8 protein-coding genes and 1 other RNA gene are annotated in these 14837 nt (G+C 71.0%); 6 read left to right on the plus strand and 3 right to left on the minus strand.

All coding sequences use genetic code 11. The features are described from left to right. Positions 1-53: 53 nt before the first annotated feature. Genes RN901_RS11205 through RN901_RS11215 form a run of 3 tightly spaced genes read left to right on the plus strand, consistent with a single transcriptional unit; the run spans position 54 to position 6947 of the window. Positions 54-653, plus strand: a complete 600-nt coding sequence (locus tag RN901_RS11205) for a hypothetical protein (RefSeq protein WP_310758371.1) — start codon at positions 54-56, stop codon at positions 651-653. Continuing rightward, positions 650-3202: a prolyl oligopeptidase family serine peptidase gene (locus tag RN901_RS11210; protein WP_310758372.1), complete on the plus strand. Its 2553-nt coding sequence runs from the start codon at positions 650-652 to the stop codon at positions 3200-3202. The genes RN901_RS11205 and RN901_RS11210 overlap by 4 nt, the downstream gene beginning before the upstream one ends. After that, positions 3195-6947: an FG-GAP-like repeat-containing protein gene (locus RN901_RS11215; protein ID WP_310758373.1), complete on the plus strand. Its 3753-nt coding sequence runs from the start codon at positions 3195-3197 to the stop codon at positions 6945-6947. Before RN901_RS11210 ends, RN901_RS11215 begins: the two co-directional genes overlap by 8 nt. Positions 6948-6956: 9 nt before the next feature. On the opposite strand, the gene RN901_RS11220 is transcribed toward RN901_RS11215, so the two are convergent. Genes RN901_RS11220 through RN901_RS11230 form a run of 3 tightly spaced genes read right to left on the minus strand, consistent with a single transcriptional unit; the run spans position 6957 to position 11595 of the window. Then, positions 6957-7616: a hypothetical protein gene (locus RN901_RS11220; RefSeq protein WP_310758374.1), complete on the minus strand. Its 660-nt coding sequence runs from the start codon at positions 7614-7616 to the stop codon at positions 6957-6959. After that, the gene (locus tag RN901_RS11225) at positions 7613-10492 is read right to left on the minus strand and encodes an IPT/TIG domain-containing protein (RefSeq protein WP_310758375.1); all 2880 of its coding nucleotides are present in this window, start codon (positions 10490-10492) and stop codon (positions 7613-7615) included. The genes RN901_RS11220 and RN901_RS11225 overlap by 4 nt, the downstream gene beginning before the upstream one ends. Then, positions 10489-11595: a YncE family protein gene (locus RN901_RS11230; protein WP_310758376.1), complete on the minus strand. Its 1107-nt coding sequence runs from the start codon at positions 11593-11595 to the stop codon at positions 10489-10491. The genes RN901_RS11225 and RN901_RS11230 overlap by 4 nt, the downstream gene beginning before the upstream one ends. 161 nt (positions 11596-11756) lie before the next feature. On the opposite strand from RN901_RS11230, the gene rnpB reads away from it, so the two are divergent. From rnpB to RN901_RS11245, 3 genes are all read left to right on the plus strand, one after another. Beyond that, an RNA gene (gene rnpB / locus RN901_RS11235) (RNase P RNA component class A) lies at positions 11757-12136 on the plus strand. A 22-nt stretch (positions 12137-12158) separates the two neighbouring features. Beyond that, positions 12159-13475, plus strand: a complete 1317-nt coding sequence (locus tag RN901_RS11240; RefSeq protein ID WP_310758377.1) for a pitrilysin family protein — start codon at positions 12159-12161, stop codon at positions 13473-13475. After that, the gene (locus tag RN901_RS11245; RefSeq protein ID WP_310758378.1) at positions 13472-14836 is read left to right on the plus strand and encodes a pitrilysin family protein; all 1365 of its coding nucleotides are present in this window, start codon (positions 13472-13474) and stop codon (positions 14834-14836) included. The genes RN901_RS11240 and RN901_RS11245 overlap by 4 nt, the downstream gene beginning before the upstream one ends. The last annotated feature ends 1 nt before the right edge of the window (position 14837 follow it).

Below are 14837 nucleotides of genomic sequence, written 5' to 3' on the forward strand. Positions count from 1 at the left end.
CGAGATACCACACTAGATTCGTGGACGCCGACCACCTCACCCGGAGCTGACCGATGCGACGACTGCGTACACTCTTCCTCCTCGGCGCGCTGGCCGCCGGCCCACTGGCGCTTGCGACGCCCGCCCCCTCCCTCGCCCAGAGCCGCGCGAACGTGGCCATGGCGGAGAGCTGGCCGGAGGCCGATCCCGACGACGTGGAGTCCGTCGACAGCATCCTGACCGCCCTCTACGACGTGATCTCGGGCCCGGCCGGGCAGGCGCGCGACTGGGACCGCTTCCGCTCCCTGTTCATCCCCGAGGCCCGCCTCATTCCCACGGGCCGGTCCCCGGAGGGCGAACACGGCTACCAGGTGTGGAGCCCGGGCGAATACGCGGAACAGGCGGGCGGCTTCCTCGAACAGAACGGATTCTTCGAGCGGGAGATCGCCCGCACCGAGGAGCGCTTCGGCCCCGTGGTGCACGCGTTCTCGACCTACGACTCGAAGCGCACGGCGGACGACCCCGAGCCGTTCGCGCGCGGCATCAACTCGATCCAGCTCATGCACGACGGCGGCCGCTGGTACGTCGTCACGATCTACTGGGCCGCGGAACGGCCGGATCTGCCGATCCCGGGACCGTATCTGCCGTCCGGAAACGGAGGAGGTACCCCGTGAAGTTCTCCCCGAAGCTCCGCCCCCCCGCCGGGCGGCCCGCCGTCTCGTGGCGCGTCGCCGCGTGGACCGCCACGGCCGCCGTCGCGCTGGCGGCCGCACCGCCGCTCCAGGCGCAGAACCTCGCCAGCTTCGAGCCCGCCCCCGCGCGTGACAACGCCTTCGCGCTCACGCTCGAGTCCATCATGCGTGGCTCCGAGCACGTCGGGCAGGCGCCCGTCGGCGTCAGCTGGTCCGACGACGGCGAGTGGATCTACTTCCGCTGGCTGCCCGGCGGCGCCGAGTGGCACGAGCCGCGCGCCCTCTACCGCGTCCGTTCGACCGGCGGCACGCCCGAACGCGTCGATGACGAGGAAGAGCTTCGCCTCGGTCCCATCCTGGCGTCCGGAGACGTCTCTCCCGACGGCCGCTGGCGCGTGACGTCCTCCGATGGAGATCTCTATCTCATCGAGCGCGACGGCGCCGCGACGCGCCGGCTGACCCACACGCAGGACTTCGAGACGGGACCCGTCTTCTCAGGCGACGGCGCCTCGATCTTCTTCCGCCGCGGGAACAACCTCTTCGCCTTCGACATCGACGACGGCGAGATCCGGCAACTCACATCGATCGGCGGCCCGGAACAGCCCGAGGACCCGGAGGCCGAGGGGCACAAGGCCTTCCTCGAAGAGCAGCAGCGGGAGCTGTTCGAGCACGTCCGCGTCCAGGACATTCGGGACGAGCGGGCCGACGAGCGGCGCGAACTCCGGGAGGCCGGGCAACGCGAAACCCTCCACCTCGCGCAGGGCGAGCGCGCGCAGTTCTTCGTCGCCGACCCCACGGGAAGCCACGTCGCGGTCACTGTCACTCGCGGCGATTTCAACCAGGGCGGCCGACGTACGGATATTCCCCTCTGGATCACGCAGTCCGGCTATACCGAGAACACCGAGATGCGCCCCAAGGTCGGCGACGAGCAAGGCGTCTCCCGGCTCGCCGTCGTGAACACGGATTCGGGCGAGGCGGCGTGGCTCGATCTCACCGGGGACGGCTCGGATGCGGACCCGGAGGAGACGGAACCGGAAGACGCGGAAGCCGCCGCCGACGAAGCCGGGTCGGACGAGGCGGCATCCGACGACCGGCTCGCCGTCGCGAGCTTCGCGGGCTGGAACGACGCGGGCTCGCACGGGCTCGTGTTCGCCGTGGATTTCGACTACAAGACGTGGCGGCTCTATGCCTACGAAGCGGCTTCCGGCTCGCTGACGCTGCTCGACACGCATCACGACGAGGCGTGGGTCGGCGGCCCCTGCTTCGGCTTCCAGGGTGCGGGCTGCATCGGCTGGCTCCCGGCGGAGGCGGCGGGCGGGATGCCGCGCGCCTGGTACGTGAGCGAGGAGACGGGCTACTCCCACCTGTACGCGATCGACGCCGATGGCGGGAACCGGGAGGCGCTCACAGCCGGCGATTGGGAAGTTCTCGGCGCGACGATCCCGGATGGGTGGGACACGTTCCTCCTCCAGACGAGCGAACTCTCCCCCTTCGACCAGCACCCCTGGCGCATGGATTTCGACGGCTCGGACCGAGTCCAGCTCCTCGAAGGAGAGGGCTCGTTCACCGTCACGCCGTCACCCGACGGGCGCCGCTTCGCCGTCCTCCATTCGCGCGCGAACCGGCCGCCCGAACTCCACGTCGCCGACGCCGCGCCGGGCGCCGCGCTGACCCGGGTCACGACCTCCCCCACCGAGACGTGGCTCGGCTTCCCCTGGCTCCGGTCCGAGATCGTGCACTTCGAGGCCCGCGACGGGACGCCGGTGCCCGCCCGCATCTACCGGCCCGCCGACTTCGGCGTCGAACCCAACGGGGCCGGCGTCATCTTCGTCCACGGGGCGGGATACCTGCACAACGTCCACAACTGGTGGTCGAACTACTACCGCGAATACATGTTCCACCACTTCCTGGCGGCCCAGGGCTACACAGTGCTCGACATCGACTACCGCGGCTCCGCCGGCTACGGGCGCGACTGGCGCACGGCGATCTACCGTCACATGGGCGGCTGGGACCTCTCCGACCAGGTGGACGGCGCCGCGTACCTCGTCCGCGAGGAGGGCGTCGACGCCGACCGCATGGGGATCTACGGCGGATCCTACGGCGGCTTCATCACGCTGATGGCGCTCTTCACGGCGCCCGAGTCCTTCGCGGCGGGCGGCGCGCTCCGCGCCGTGACCGACTGGGCGCACTACAACCACTGGTACACGAGCCGCATCCTCAACCTCCCGCACGAGGACGAGGAGGCGTACCGCCAGTCCTCCCCCATCTACTTCGCCGAGGGGTTCGAGGGACACCTCCTCATCGCGCACGGGATGTACGACACAAACGTGCATTTCTCCGATGTCGTGCGCCTCGCGCAGCGTCTCATAGAACTGGGGAAGGAGAACTGGGAGATGGCAGTGTACCCGGTGGAGAACCACGGTTTCGCGGAGCCCTCGTCGTGGACCGATGAGTACCGGCGCATCTACGAGTTGTTCGAGCGCGTGATCGGCGGCGGTCGCGGGGCGTCGGCGAACGGGGAGGGTGGCTGAACACACCCTCCGCCGACCGATGACGCGGCCGGCCCGCGCGCGGCGGGTTCTGGCGCTGGCCCTCCTCGTCTCGGCCTGCGGGGCGCCGGAGCCGGGACCCTGGGTCGAGGCCGACGGATACCGCTGGCGGGAGCTGCGGCCGCGGGGCTCGGACGGCTTCCGGCCGCTCGACGGTTCCGACCGCGGCGTGTCCTTCCTGTACGACGTCGACGAGGAAGCGCGCCTTCGCAACCGGGTGCTCGCGGAAGGGCAGGGCGTCGCGATCGGGGACGTCGACGGCGACGGCCTGGCTGACCTCTTCCTCGCCGGCTTCGGGCGCGCGAGCGCGCTCTACCGCAACCTCGGCGGCTGGCGCTTCGAGGAGATCACGCCGCCCGCCCTCGCGCTCGAGGACGTACTCGCGAGAGGCGCCGCGCTCGTCGACGTCGATGGAGATGATGACCTCGATCTCGTGATCGCCGTCCACGGGGGCCGGAACCGGATCTTCCTGGGCGACGGCGCGGGCGGCTTCGCGGAACTCGAGGACGCGGGTCTCGCCGGGGCGTGGGGGAGCACGACCTCCACGCTGGCCGACGCCGATGGCGACGGCGATCTGGACCTCTACATCGCCAACTACAAGACGCGGCAGGTGGACGACCTCTATCCGCCGGACGTTCTCGACATCAACCACCTGCAGCGCGGCGACGACGGAAATCTCGTCATCCCCCCGGAACTGCGGGAAATCTACGACGAGCACTACCGCGTGGAGTTCGATGGCCGCTTCGTGCGCCGCTTCGAGCTTGGAGAGCCGGACGAGTATTACACCGGACTCGGGGACGGACGCTTCGTGCCCGCAGCCCCCGGAGCGCCGCTCTCGCGTTCCCGCGGGAACGTCTCGACGCCGGCTCGCGACTGGGGACTCGCGGCCAGGTTCAGCGACTGGGACGAGGACGGCGACCCGGATCTCTACGTGGCGAACGACTTCAACAGCGATGACGGAATCTGGATCAACCGCGGCGACGGGACGTTCGCGCCGGCTCCGGCGGCCGCCGTCCGCACGACGAGCCTCTCCTCGATGGCCGTCGATGTCGGAGATCTCGATCGCGACGGAGACCTCGATCTCCTCACCACCGACATGCTCGCCCGGGACGCGGCGGAGCGCCTCGTCCAGACTCCGAGCTACGAGGCCGTCCCCGAGCGGCCCGGCGTCACGGACACGAGAGTCCAGGTGAACCGGAACGCGGTGCAGCTCAACCGGGGGGACGGGACGTTCGCCGAGGCGGCGTGGGAACTCGGGCTCGCCGCCTCCGACTGGACGTGGGGCGCGCTCATCATGGACGCGGACCTGGACGGCTGGAACGACATCCTCGTGACGACGGGACACGCGTGGGACCAGTTGGACGGCGATGCGAACGCCCGCGTGGCGGCGATCCCCGGGCTGCCGGCGGATCAGGCCCTGCGCATGTTCCCGTCGCTCCCGCAGCCGAACGTCGCCTACCGCGGAGGGGCGGACGGCTTCAGCGATGTGAGCGAACGCTGGCGCTGGGGGGTCGACGCGGACATCTCGCACGGTCTCGCGGCGGGCGACCTCGACCGCGACGGAGACCTCGACGTCGTCGTGACGCGGCTCGGGGCGCCTCCCGTCCTGTACCGGAACGAAACCGCGGCGCCCCGCATCCTCGTGCGTCTGCGGGCGGCGGGCCCGAACACGCGCGGAATCGGGGCGCGGATCCGCCTCGAGGGTGCCGGCGGCCCCGCCCAGATGCGCGAGATCATCGCGGGAGGCGCCTACCTCTCCTCCTCCGAGCCCGTCGCCAGCTTCGCCGCGGCGGCGGAAGGGGAGATGATCATCACGGTCGACTGGCCGGATGGCCGGCGCACGCGGCTGGAAGGCGTCGTCGCGAACCGCGAATACGTGATCGACGCCGCGACCGCGGAGCCGGCGCCTCCCGACCCGGCGGCGGCGCCCGAGGCCGGCACCCACTTCGTCGATATTTCGGATCGGCTCGGGCACCGGCACGTCGAATCGCCCTTCGACGACCGGCTCCGGCAGCCGCTCCTGCCCCACTCGCTCGATCGCCTCGGCCCGGGCGTATCGTGGATCGACGTGGAGGACGATGGCGACGCGGATCTCGTGGTCGGGAGCGGCCGGGGGGGCAGCCCGGTCGTGATTCGGAACGAGGGCGACGGGTTCGCCGCCCCGCGCGCCCTCGTGCCCGCGCTGGCGTGGGATGCGACCGCCGTGCTGCCGCATCGCGCGGCCGACGGTGGCGTCGCGCTGCTCATCGGCACGAGCGCGTACGAGGCGGACACGCCCGCGGAGGCCGCGGCCGTTCCCGCGGTCATCGCGGCGCCGCTCGGCGCCTCGGCGCCGGCGCCCCCGCTCATCGAAGCCCCCGGCACCCCGCCCGGGCAGCTCCCCGCCGCGACCGGTCCCCTCGCCCAGGCCGACATCGACGGCGACGGCGATCTCGACCTCTTCGTGGGCGGACGCGTCGCCCCCGGCGCCTACCCCATTGCGGTCGACTCCCGCCTGCTGATCCACGATGGCGACGCCCTGCGCGTCGATGCGGAGCGCTCTCTCCCCTTCGCGCGTCTCGGGCTCGTCTCCGCCGCGCTGTTCACGGACTACGACCTCGATGGCGACCCCGACCTCGCGCTCGCCCTGGATTGGGGCAGCGTCCGCCTCTTCCGCAACGACGAGGGCCGTTTCACCGACATGAGCGACGCGCTGGGGCTCTCGCGTCTCAGGGGGCGCTGGAACGGCCTCGCCGCCGCCGACTTCGATGAGGACGGCCGGCCGGACCTCGTCGCCACCGGCTGGGGCGCGAATCTCGACGTCCCGCCCGCCTACTCGCTCATCTACGGCGACATGAATCGCGACGGCATCGTCGATCTCGTCGAGGCCCGGATGGAATCCGGCACGTGGCGTCCTCTACGGGGAAGAGATGCGCTCGCCGTCCCCGGCGGACTCTCGGCGCTCCTCCGCGTGACGTACGAGCGATTCGCGAGCACGCCCCTGACCGACGTCATCGGCGGCCTGGACCCCGAGCGCCGGCTGGACGTCAACGAACTGCGCCACACGGTGTGGCTCAATCGCCCCTCCGGCTTCGAGAGCGCCCCGCTGCCCGCGGCGGCCCAGCGCGCGCCCGCGTTCGGCGTGGCCGGCGCCGACCTCGACGGGGACGGTCACGAAGATCTCGTCCTCGCGCAGAACTTCTACGCCGGCCGGCCGGGGGCGCCCCGCCCCGCCGGGGGGCGCGGGCTCTGGCTGAGAGGGAATGGCGAGGGGGGCTTCGAGCCCGTTCGAGGCTCGCGGTCCGGGATCGCGGTCTACGGGGACGCGCGGGCCGTCTCGCTCGCGGACCACGACCGCGACGGGCGGGTGGATGTGGCCTTCGGCGTCAACGGCGGCGAGACCCGGCTCTACCGCAACGTCGGTGCGACGCCCGGTCTGAGGGTCACGCTGGAAGGCCCACCCGCGAACCCGCGGGCCATCGGCGCCCGCCTCCGGCTCGAATACGCGGACGGCACGTTCGGTCCGGTGCGGGAGGTCCGGTCGGGGGAGGGCTACCTGGCCCGCCACGAATCGACGCAGACGCTCGGCATGGCGGGTGCGGCCGGCACGGCGCCCGCGCCCGACGTCGCGCCCGCGACGCTGCATGTCGTGTGGCCGGCTGGCGAGGAGACGTCCGTTTCGATCGCGCCCGGGACTCGGGAAGTGCGCGTCCCGCCCGCCGGGGCGGGAGGCTCGTCCGGCCTCTGACCCGCGGAACTAACGGAAGCGGTAGCCGAAGCCGATCGTGACGCCGATGTCGTTCTGCAGCTTCGACGCGTCCGTCGCGGCGGAGATGTAGTAGGACGCCATGTCCCGGAGTTCGCCCCGGAACCAGAGCGCTGACATCAACTGCACCCGGACCCCGATCGCGGCCGTCGCCATCGGATCCGTCGCGCTGAGTTTCGGCACTTCGGCGCCGTAGAACTTCAACTGCCGGAGCCCTCCGCCCATCGTGAAGTAGGGTTCGAGCGCGCCCGCCGAGCCCGACGACCGAAGCCGGAACGTCAGGTTCACCGTGCCCGCCAGGTACTCCATTTCGCCGAGCGTTCCGGGACCCCGTCCGGGTCCGCCGGCGACGCCTTCGAGCGTCGCCGGGGAATAGAGACCCATGACGCCGATCCCGACCGCGCGCGAAGCCCAGTAGGTCACCTCGCCCCCCATCATTACGTCCGGCGGCATCACGGTGCCGTACGCGCCCGTGTTGTCCGTGAGGTTGTTGAGGGGCTGGATGACGCCGGCGAGTCCGAACAACTCCGGACCGGTATCATCGCCGAGCGGGGCCGCGGGAGCCATCTGGGCCGTCAGGTCCGACGCTCCGGGAGCGAGCCCCCACAGAAGGAAAAAGAAAAAGAGAAGAACGCCGGACGGGCGTCTCATTTGGTCCTCACGATCGTGATTAGCGGTTCCGCGGTCTCACCCGCCGGGGTTCCTCCCGCCGTTTCCAGCGACAGCGACAGGCCCGGCGCGCCGGGAGCCGAGGCGAGTGAGAAGTACTGTACGCTCGACGGCCCTACGTCGAGGCTCAGCACCCGGGTTTCAAACCCCAGCGGCTCGGCGCGTAGCGCGATCGCGGTCGGAAGACCCGACCGGGTGTCCGCATCCTGATTCAACGATCGGAACACGTCCGTGGCGTCCCACGTTGCCGCGGCGAGCGGCGGCGCCTCCTCCGGCCCCGCCTCCGCCGCGTCGAGGTCCTCCTCCGCGGGATCCTCCGTCCCCTCCTCCAGCGTCCCCGCGCCGAGCGCCAGCGAGACCGACACGTCCGCGAGAATGTTCGCCCACTCCCTCCCCGTGACCCGCTCCAGGTTCGCGATCCCGCGTCCGTAGTTCTGTCCGCCCCCGACGACGGATCGGAAGAAGGCCCGTTCATCCCCCCCCGCCTGGTCCGCGAGCCGTCGCAGGAGGAACCAGCCGAAGCCCCGCATCTGCAACCCTCCGACGCCGTCCGGGTCGTCCGTCGAGACGGTGGGAGCTCCGGGGAGTCCGAGCATGTACAGGCCGAGGTTGCGGAAGTTGGTCAACATGTAGGCATTGAAGGTGTCGAGCGCGTCGGGCGTCGCGGATACGCGGTCGAAGGTGAGGCGGTCGCCCACCGGGAGCCTCAGCTCCGCGAGCCCCGCCACTTCCTCGGCCAGACTCGAAAGCGCCTCATCCAGCCAGACTTCCTCCGCCGCCCCGAAACCCGCCGAAGAAACCGGCACCCGGCGCCCGGCGCTGACGATATGCTGGATTTCGTGCGCCACGAGGGCGGGCGTCTCCCGCAGCAGATCCTCCGTCGAGATGGCGCGGCCGAGCGTCGCATCGGGGTCCGCGCTCACGCTGTAGACGATCTCCGCCTCGTTGCTCGCCGGGCAGATCCCGCCGTCCGGGTCCGACAACTCGCCGTCGCCCCGTCCCGACGCGGCAAGATCCTGGGGGAGGGAGAACCCGCCGACGCCCGCCTCGCCGTCGCCGAGCCGGTTCACGGCGGGCGTAAACAGGATGACGACGCGGCCGTTCCGGTCGATGTCTTCCGGGGGACCGAAATAGGAGGTCACGGCCGGAAGCACCGTCCCGTCCAGTTCCTGCGCGAGCCCGAGCCACTCTTCCTCCGTCGGGCCTCCGGCGGGTGCGGTGAGATCCTCCACCAGGACCACGCCGTCGCCCACGGCTCGCACCGTTCCCCGTACCGTGCTCAGCGGGTCGACGCAGGTGGCCGCCAGCTCCGGGCCGACGGAGAAGAAGTACTCGAGCGTGTCTCCCGGGACCGGCGCGGAAACCGCCGTCGATCCGTCGGACCGAAGGGGCGAGACCCGGGCCTGAACAAGCCGGGCAAGCGTGCGTGCGCGAATCCCGATATCCCTGCGCGTGCCGGAGAGCGCGGCCGCCGCAACCTGAGGGTCGATCGTCCCGCGGCCCACCGCGGTCGCCGGACCATCGCCCGACATGTCGGCAGGCGTCCGCATCGTGAGCCGGAGCGGGAGTTCGCTCGAGGCGGTCCGCCCGGTGTTGCCGATGACGATTCGATACTCCCGCGTCTCGGGCTCGATGTCCTCCGGCGCCCCCGGTTCTCCCGTCTCACCCGCAGCCACGGGCGCTCCGGGGCGGAACTGGACGCATTCGACCTCGACGGGTCCGCGCAGCGTGATCGATTCGCCGACGTCGAGTCCCACGCGCAGGTTGGCCGGTTCGATCGGCAGCAGAAGACCGTTGCTGGCGTCGGAACCCACGAGTACCCGGACGCCGACCTCGCGCTCGGGCAGGCATGTGCGGGCGAAGGCCGGCACGTCCACCGTGAGCTCCGTCTCCGTGGCGCTCACGACCGTCGCCGCCGTGCCTTCGATCCAGACCTCGTTGTCGGCCGGAACCGAGCGGAAGCCGCTGCCGTAGAGGAGCGCCCGCGTGCCCGCGGCGAGTCTTCCGTTCCCGATCGAGTCGAGTTGTACGGCCCCGCCCGGCGATGCGAGCGCCGTGGCCGAGAAGGAGAGCGTGTCCGAGTACACGCCGCCCGAGGCGAAGACGCGGATCCGGTAGTCGCCAGGCCGCGAGCCCAGCGTGAAGACGGCGCCGCCCCGTCCGTCCGCGTCCGTCATCACGATGTCGTGCGTGAGGGCGCCTGCGCTTTCCGGCGTCTCCTCCGGCGCCGGCGGTTCCGCCGGCTCCGCCACGGCCATCGTATCTGCCGCCTCCAGCAGTTCCGGCGTGTCCTCCGCTTCCGCGCCGTCCGGGGTCTCCTCCGGCACGGTCCATTCGAAGGCGAGGCGGACGCCGCCGGCCGGAGCGCCGCTCGTCGTCTCCGCCCGGATGGAGAACGGGAGCGGCAGCTGGCTTCCCGCCTCCGCCCGCTGGCCGTCTCCCTCCACGATGCTGAGAAGGACCGTGTCCGCGGCCTCGGCGAGGACGAGGAAGCGGAGCGGCGGGACGTTCGCGGCGCTCGGGATGTCCGCCTGGATCTCCGCCTCGCCCGGCGTGGGCCCCGCGCGGTAGACCGATTCCGCGACGCCGTCCTGCCCCGCGACGGCGACTCCCGGCGACAGCTCCCCTTCGCCCCGCACGATGACGAAGCGGACCGGGGCCCCTTCGACCGCGTTCCCGAGCGCATCCTCGACGCGGACCGCGATCGGGGGGTCCGTGGCCTCACCCGTCACGATCGTGTCGACGGCGGCGGAGACGGGGACCAGCGTCGTCGGCGGAGAGCCGACCTCCGTGCTTCCCCCATCCCCGCACCCGATCGCGAGCACGCCCGCGAGCATGGCCAGCGCGCCGCGCCTCACCGCGGCTCCACCTTCCAGAAGGCGATGCCGCCCGCCTGCTTGCCCACGTCCACGCTCGCCGCCCGGACCCCGTCCCGGAGGTCGATCACGTCCACCGTTCCGGGCTCGCCGCCCACGCCCTCCACGCTCACGAAGGCGTACCGCGAGTCCGGAGAGATCGCGATCCCGTGCGGCAGCGTCCGCGTGTTCGGAACCCGGGCCACCTCCGTGCCGCCGGCCAGATCCCAGACGCCGGTCGCCTGCCCGCCCTTGTACGTCACGACGAGGTAGGCGCCGTCCGGAGACACATCGAGATTGTACGGACCTTCGCCCGTCTCGAACCGCCGCGTCACCCGCCACGACTGCACATCGATCTCCAGCACCTCCGCGTTCCGGTTGCACGCGACGTACACATGGCGTCCGTCCACGGCCGGGTGCGCCCACGTCGGGCTGCACGCGGCCGCTCCCACGGGCTGTGTCGGGAGCCAGTCGTACGGCCAGGCCTGCTCCGAGCCCGGGGAGAGGAGAAAGCGCTGCGTGACCTCGAGCCGGTGCGCGTCGACCTCCACGAGCATCTCATCCATCATGCACACGGAGTAGTGCAGCGCCCCGTCCGCCGTGAGCCGCGAGCCGTGCGGCATCGTGCAGGTCGGGATCTGCGCGACTTCGATCATCGCGCCGACGTCGACGACGGACACGGAACTCGGCTCGTGGTCGCCGTGCAGGTTGAAGTTCGCCGCGAAGAGCAGTCCCGCCGGCGTCACCTGCATGGTGGCGGGGAAGAGCCCCAGTTCGGCGCTCCCCAGCGGACGGTTCGTCTCCGTGGAATAGGCGACGACCGTGCCGAAGGGATTCCCGTGCGCGAGCGTCACGTACCACCGTTCCCCGCTGGGATCGACCGCCAGGCCGTGCGGCCCGTCGATTTCCGTCGGGAAGCGGCCCACGAAGACGGAATCCAGCACCGACGCACCGGTGCCATCGAACCGGACGAGATCGACGCGATCTTCCGATTCGGCCGCCACGTAGACGTAATACGACGACGGGCCGTCGGGGCTGATTTCCTGGGAGACCGCGGGCGTAGCCGCCGCGGCCGTCGTTCCCAGCGCCCACAAGGCCATTGCCATGCGGGGTATGGCAGACTCAGGTAGCATACGATTTACGCGCGTTCGCGACTCCTTCTCCTTGAAGCCTCCGGGCCCGGAAACCACTTCCGCCGGACACTTCCCCTCCTACCCTTAGAGTAGACAATTCCTCAAGGGGTTGCCAATCGGTTAGGTTGTCGGCGGCGGAGGGAGAAGAGGTCGCGGACGGGTGCTCCGCACGCCGTTCGAGGAAAGTCCGGGCTCCGCAGGGCACGGCGCCGGGTAACGCCCGGGCGTCGCAAGGCGACGGAAAGTGCCACAGAGAGCAGACCGCCGATGGCGGCTTCGGCCGCACAGGCAAGGGTGAAAGGGTGGGGTAAGGGCCCACCGCGTTTCCTGGTAACAGGAGACGGCACGGCAAACCCCGCCGGGAGCAAGGCCAAGCAGGAACGAGCGGCGGCCCGTCGCGTTCGAGTTCCGGGTAGGCCGCACGAGGCCTCGGGCAACCGAGGTCCCAGATAGATGACCTCGCCGCGGGCCTGGCCCGCCGGTGACAGAACCCGGCTTATCTCCCTCCGCCTCACTTCAATGAAAGGGAAGGGTCCTTGGCTTCAACGTCCTCCGCCGCGATGAGGTTCGACATTCGCGAGCACGTGCTCGACAACGGGTTGAGAGTCGTCCTGCAGCCCGATGCGTCGGCTCCCCTCGTCGCCGTTCACGTCATGTACCATGTGGGATCGAAGAACGAGCGCGCCGGCCGCACCGGCTTCGCGCACCTCTTCGAGCATCTCCTCTTCCAGGGCTCCGAGCACGTACCGCGCGAGCACCACTTCAAGCTCGTCCAGGATGCCGGCGGTACGCTCAACGGGACGACGTGGTTCGACCGCACGAACTACTTCGAGACGCTGCCCGCGAACGAACTGGATCTCGGCCTGTGGCTGGAGTCCGACCGCATGGGGTTCTTCAAGCCGGGGATCACGCAGGAGAAGCTCGACAACCAGCGCGAGGTCGTGAAGAACGAGCGGCGGCAGTCGTACGAGAACCGCCCCTACGGCCTCGCGTTCGAGGCCCTGCTCGAGCGCGCCTATGACGAGGGACACCCCTACCGTCATCCGACCATCGGCTACATGCCCGACATCGACGCGGCCCGGCTCGAGGACGTGCACGAGTTCTTCGACCTCCACTACGGACCCAACAACGCGACCCTCGTCCTGGTCGGCGATTTCGACCCGGCTGCGGCGCTGGCGCGCGTCGATGCCTGGTTCGGGGAGATTCCTCCGCGACCCGTGGCGCCACGCCCGGACGTACCCCTCCCGGCGCGCGGCGGCGAGCGGCGCACGCTCCTTCGTGACCGCGTCCAGATGCCCCGCGTGTACCTCATGTATCATTCGCCGCGCTACGCGGACCCCGATTTCGAGGCCGTCGTCATCCTCAACTACCTGCTCGCCGACGGGAACAGTTCCCGCTTCGAGAAGACGCTCGTGTACGAAAAGCGGATGGCGGCGGACGTGACCTCCTTCACCTGGCCGACCGAGAGCGCCGGGATGTGCTTCGTCGTCGCGACCGCCCGCCCCGGCGTCGCCGCCGACGACCTCGAGACCGAGGTGAGGGACGTTCTCGACGACGTGCTTCGCGGCGGCGTCGAGGAGGAAGAGCTGGAGGGGGCGCGCAACCGGGCCCGGCGGGGGCTCCTGAACGGGCGCGCCGGCTTCGGCGACCGCGCGGACGCGATCGCGCACGCCGCCGTGTTGCGGGGCGACGCCGGCTACGTGAACGACGCCTTCACGCGCTACGGAGCCGTCGAGCGCCGGGACGTGGAGCGCGTGGCCCGCGCCGTGCTCGACCCGGGCGGGCTCACGGTCCTCCACGTCGTTCCCGAAGAGGAGACGGACGCAACGGACGCGACGGAGGGGACGCCGTGACGAAGCCCCGAACCGCGACCCCCGACCGCGCGGTGCGCCCGGCGCCGGCGGCCCCGCGCACGCTGGCGCTCCCGCGCTTCGAGCGGCACACGTTCGACAACGGCCTCCGGGTCGAGTACGCCGAACGGCGCGGTCTGCCCGAGGTGTCGCTCCACCTCGTCCTCGAATGCGGCGCGGGCGCCGAACCGCCGCATCTCGGTGGTCTCGGCGAGCTGACGGCCCGGCTGCTCACCGCCGGCACCCCGGGGCGGGACGCGATCGAGATGGCGCGCTGGATCGACCGCCTCGGCGTCGGTTACCGCGCAACGGTGGGCTACGCCGTCGGGGCCGTCTCCATGCACTTCCTGTCGGAGGTGTTCGAGGAGGCGCTCGACTTCCTCGCCGCGACCATCCTCGATTCCGAGTTCCCCGAGCACGAAGTCGAACGCATCCGCGGCGAGCGCATCGACGAAATCGAACGCCAGGCGGACGATCCGGCGACCGTCGCGGGTCTCGCCACCATCGCCGAACTCTACGGCGACCGCCTGTACGGCCGGCCGGTCGCCGGCACTGCTGCCACCGTGTCGGAGATCGGCCCCGAAGCGGTGCGGGAGTTCCACGACGCGCGCCATCGGCCCGGCGGCGCACTCCTCATCGCGTGCGGCGACCTCGACCGCGAGCGTCTCATGTCCGCCGCGGAGGCGCGTTTCGGCGCCTGGAGCGGCGAGGCCGCCCCGGTCCCGCCCCCGGAAACGCCGGAGCCGCGGGGGGGCGATGTCATCCTCATCGACCGTCCCGGCAGCGCCCAGAGCGAGATCCGCGTCGCGACGGTGGGCGTGCCCTACAACACCGAGGACCATCACGCGATCATCGTGGCCAACGCGATCCTCGGCGGTCTCTTCAACTCCCGGATCAACCTCAATCTGCGCGAGGAGAAAGGGTGGACCTACGGGGCGAGATCGAGTTTCCGGTTCCGCCGGGGCGCGGGACCCTTCGTCGCGCGCACGGCCGTCGAGACCGGCCGGACCGGCCCCGCGTTCGAGGAGATCCTGCGCGAGATCGAGACCATGCGCGCGACGCCCGTCACCGACGATGAAATGAAACTGGCCCGCAACGCCCTCACGCTCTCGCTCCCGCTCCAGTTCGAGACCGCGGCGCAGATCTGCGGAAAGGTGAGCCGTCAGCGCGTATTCGGCCTCGCCGACGACTACTGGGAGACGTATCGCTCCCGCATCGAGGCCGTGACGCCGGACGAGGTGCGGGAGGTCTGCCGCACGTACCTCGACCCCGACCGCCTCACGCTCCTCGCCGTGGGCGACGCGGCGACGGCCGCGCCCACGCTGGACGGCCTCGGGCCCGTGGACGTCCGGCCGGTCGCGTGAC

Source organism: Candidatus Palauibacter soopunensis (assembly GCF_947581735.1).
GTDB lineage: Bacteria > Gemmatimonadota > Gemmatimonadetes > Palauibacterales > Palauibacteraceae > Palauibacter > Palauibacter soopunensis.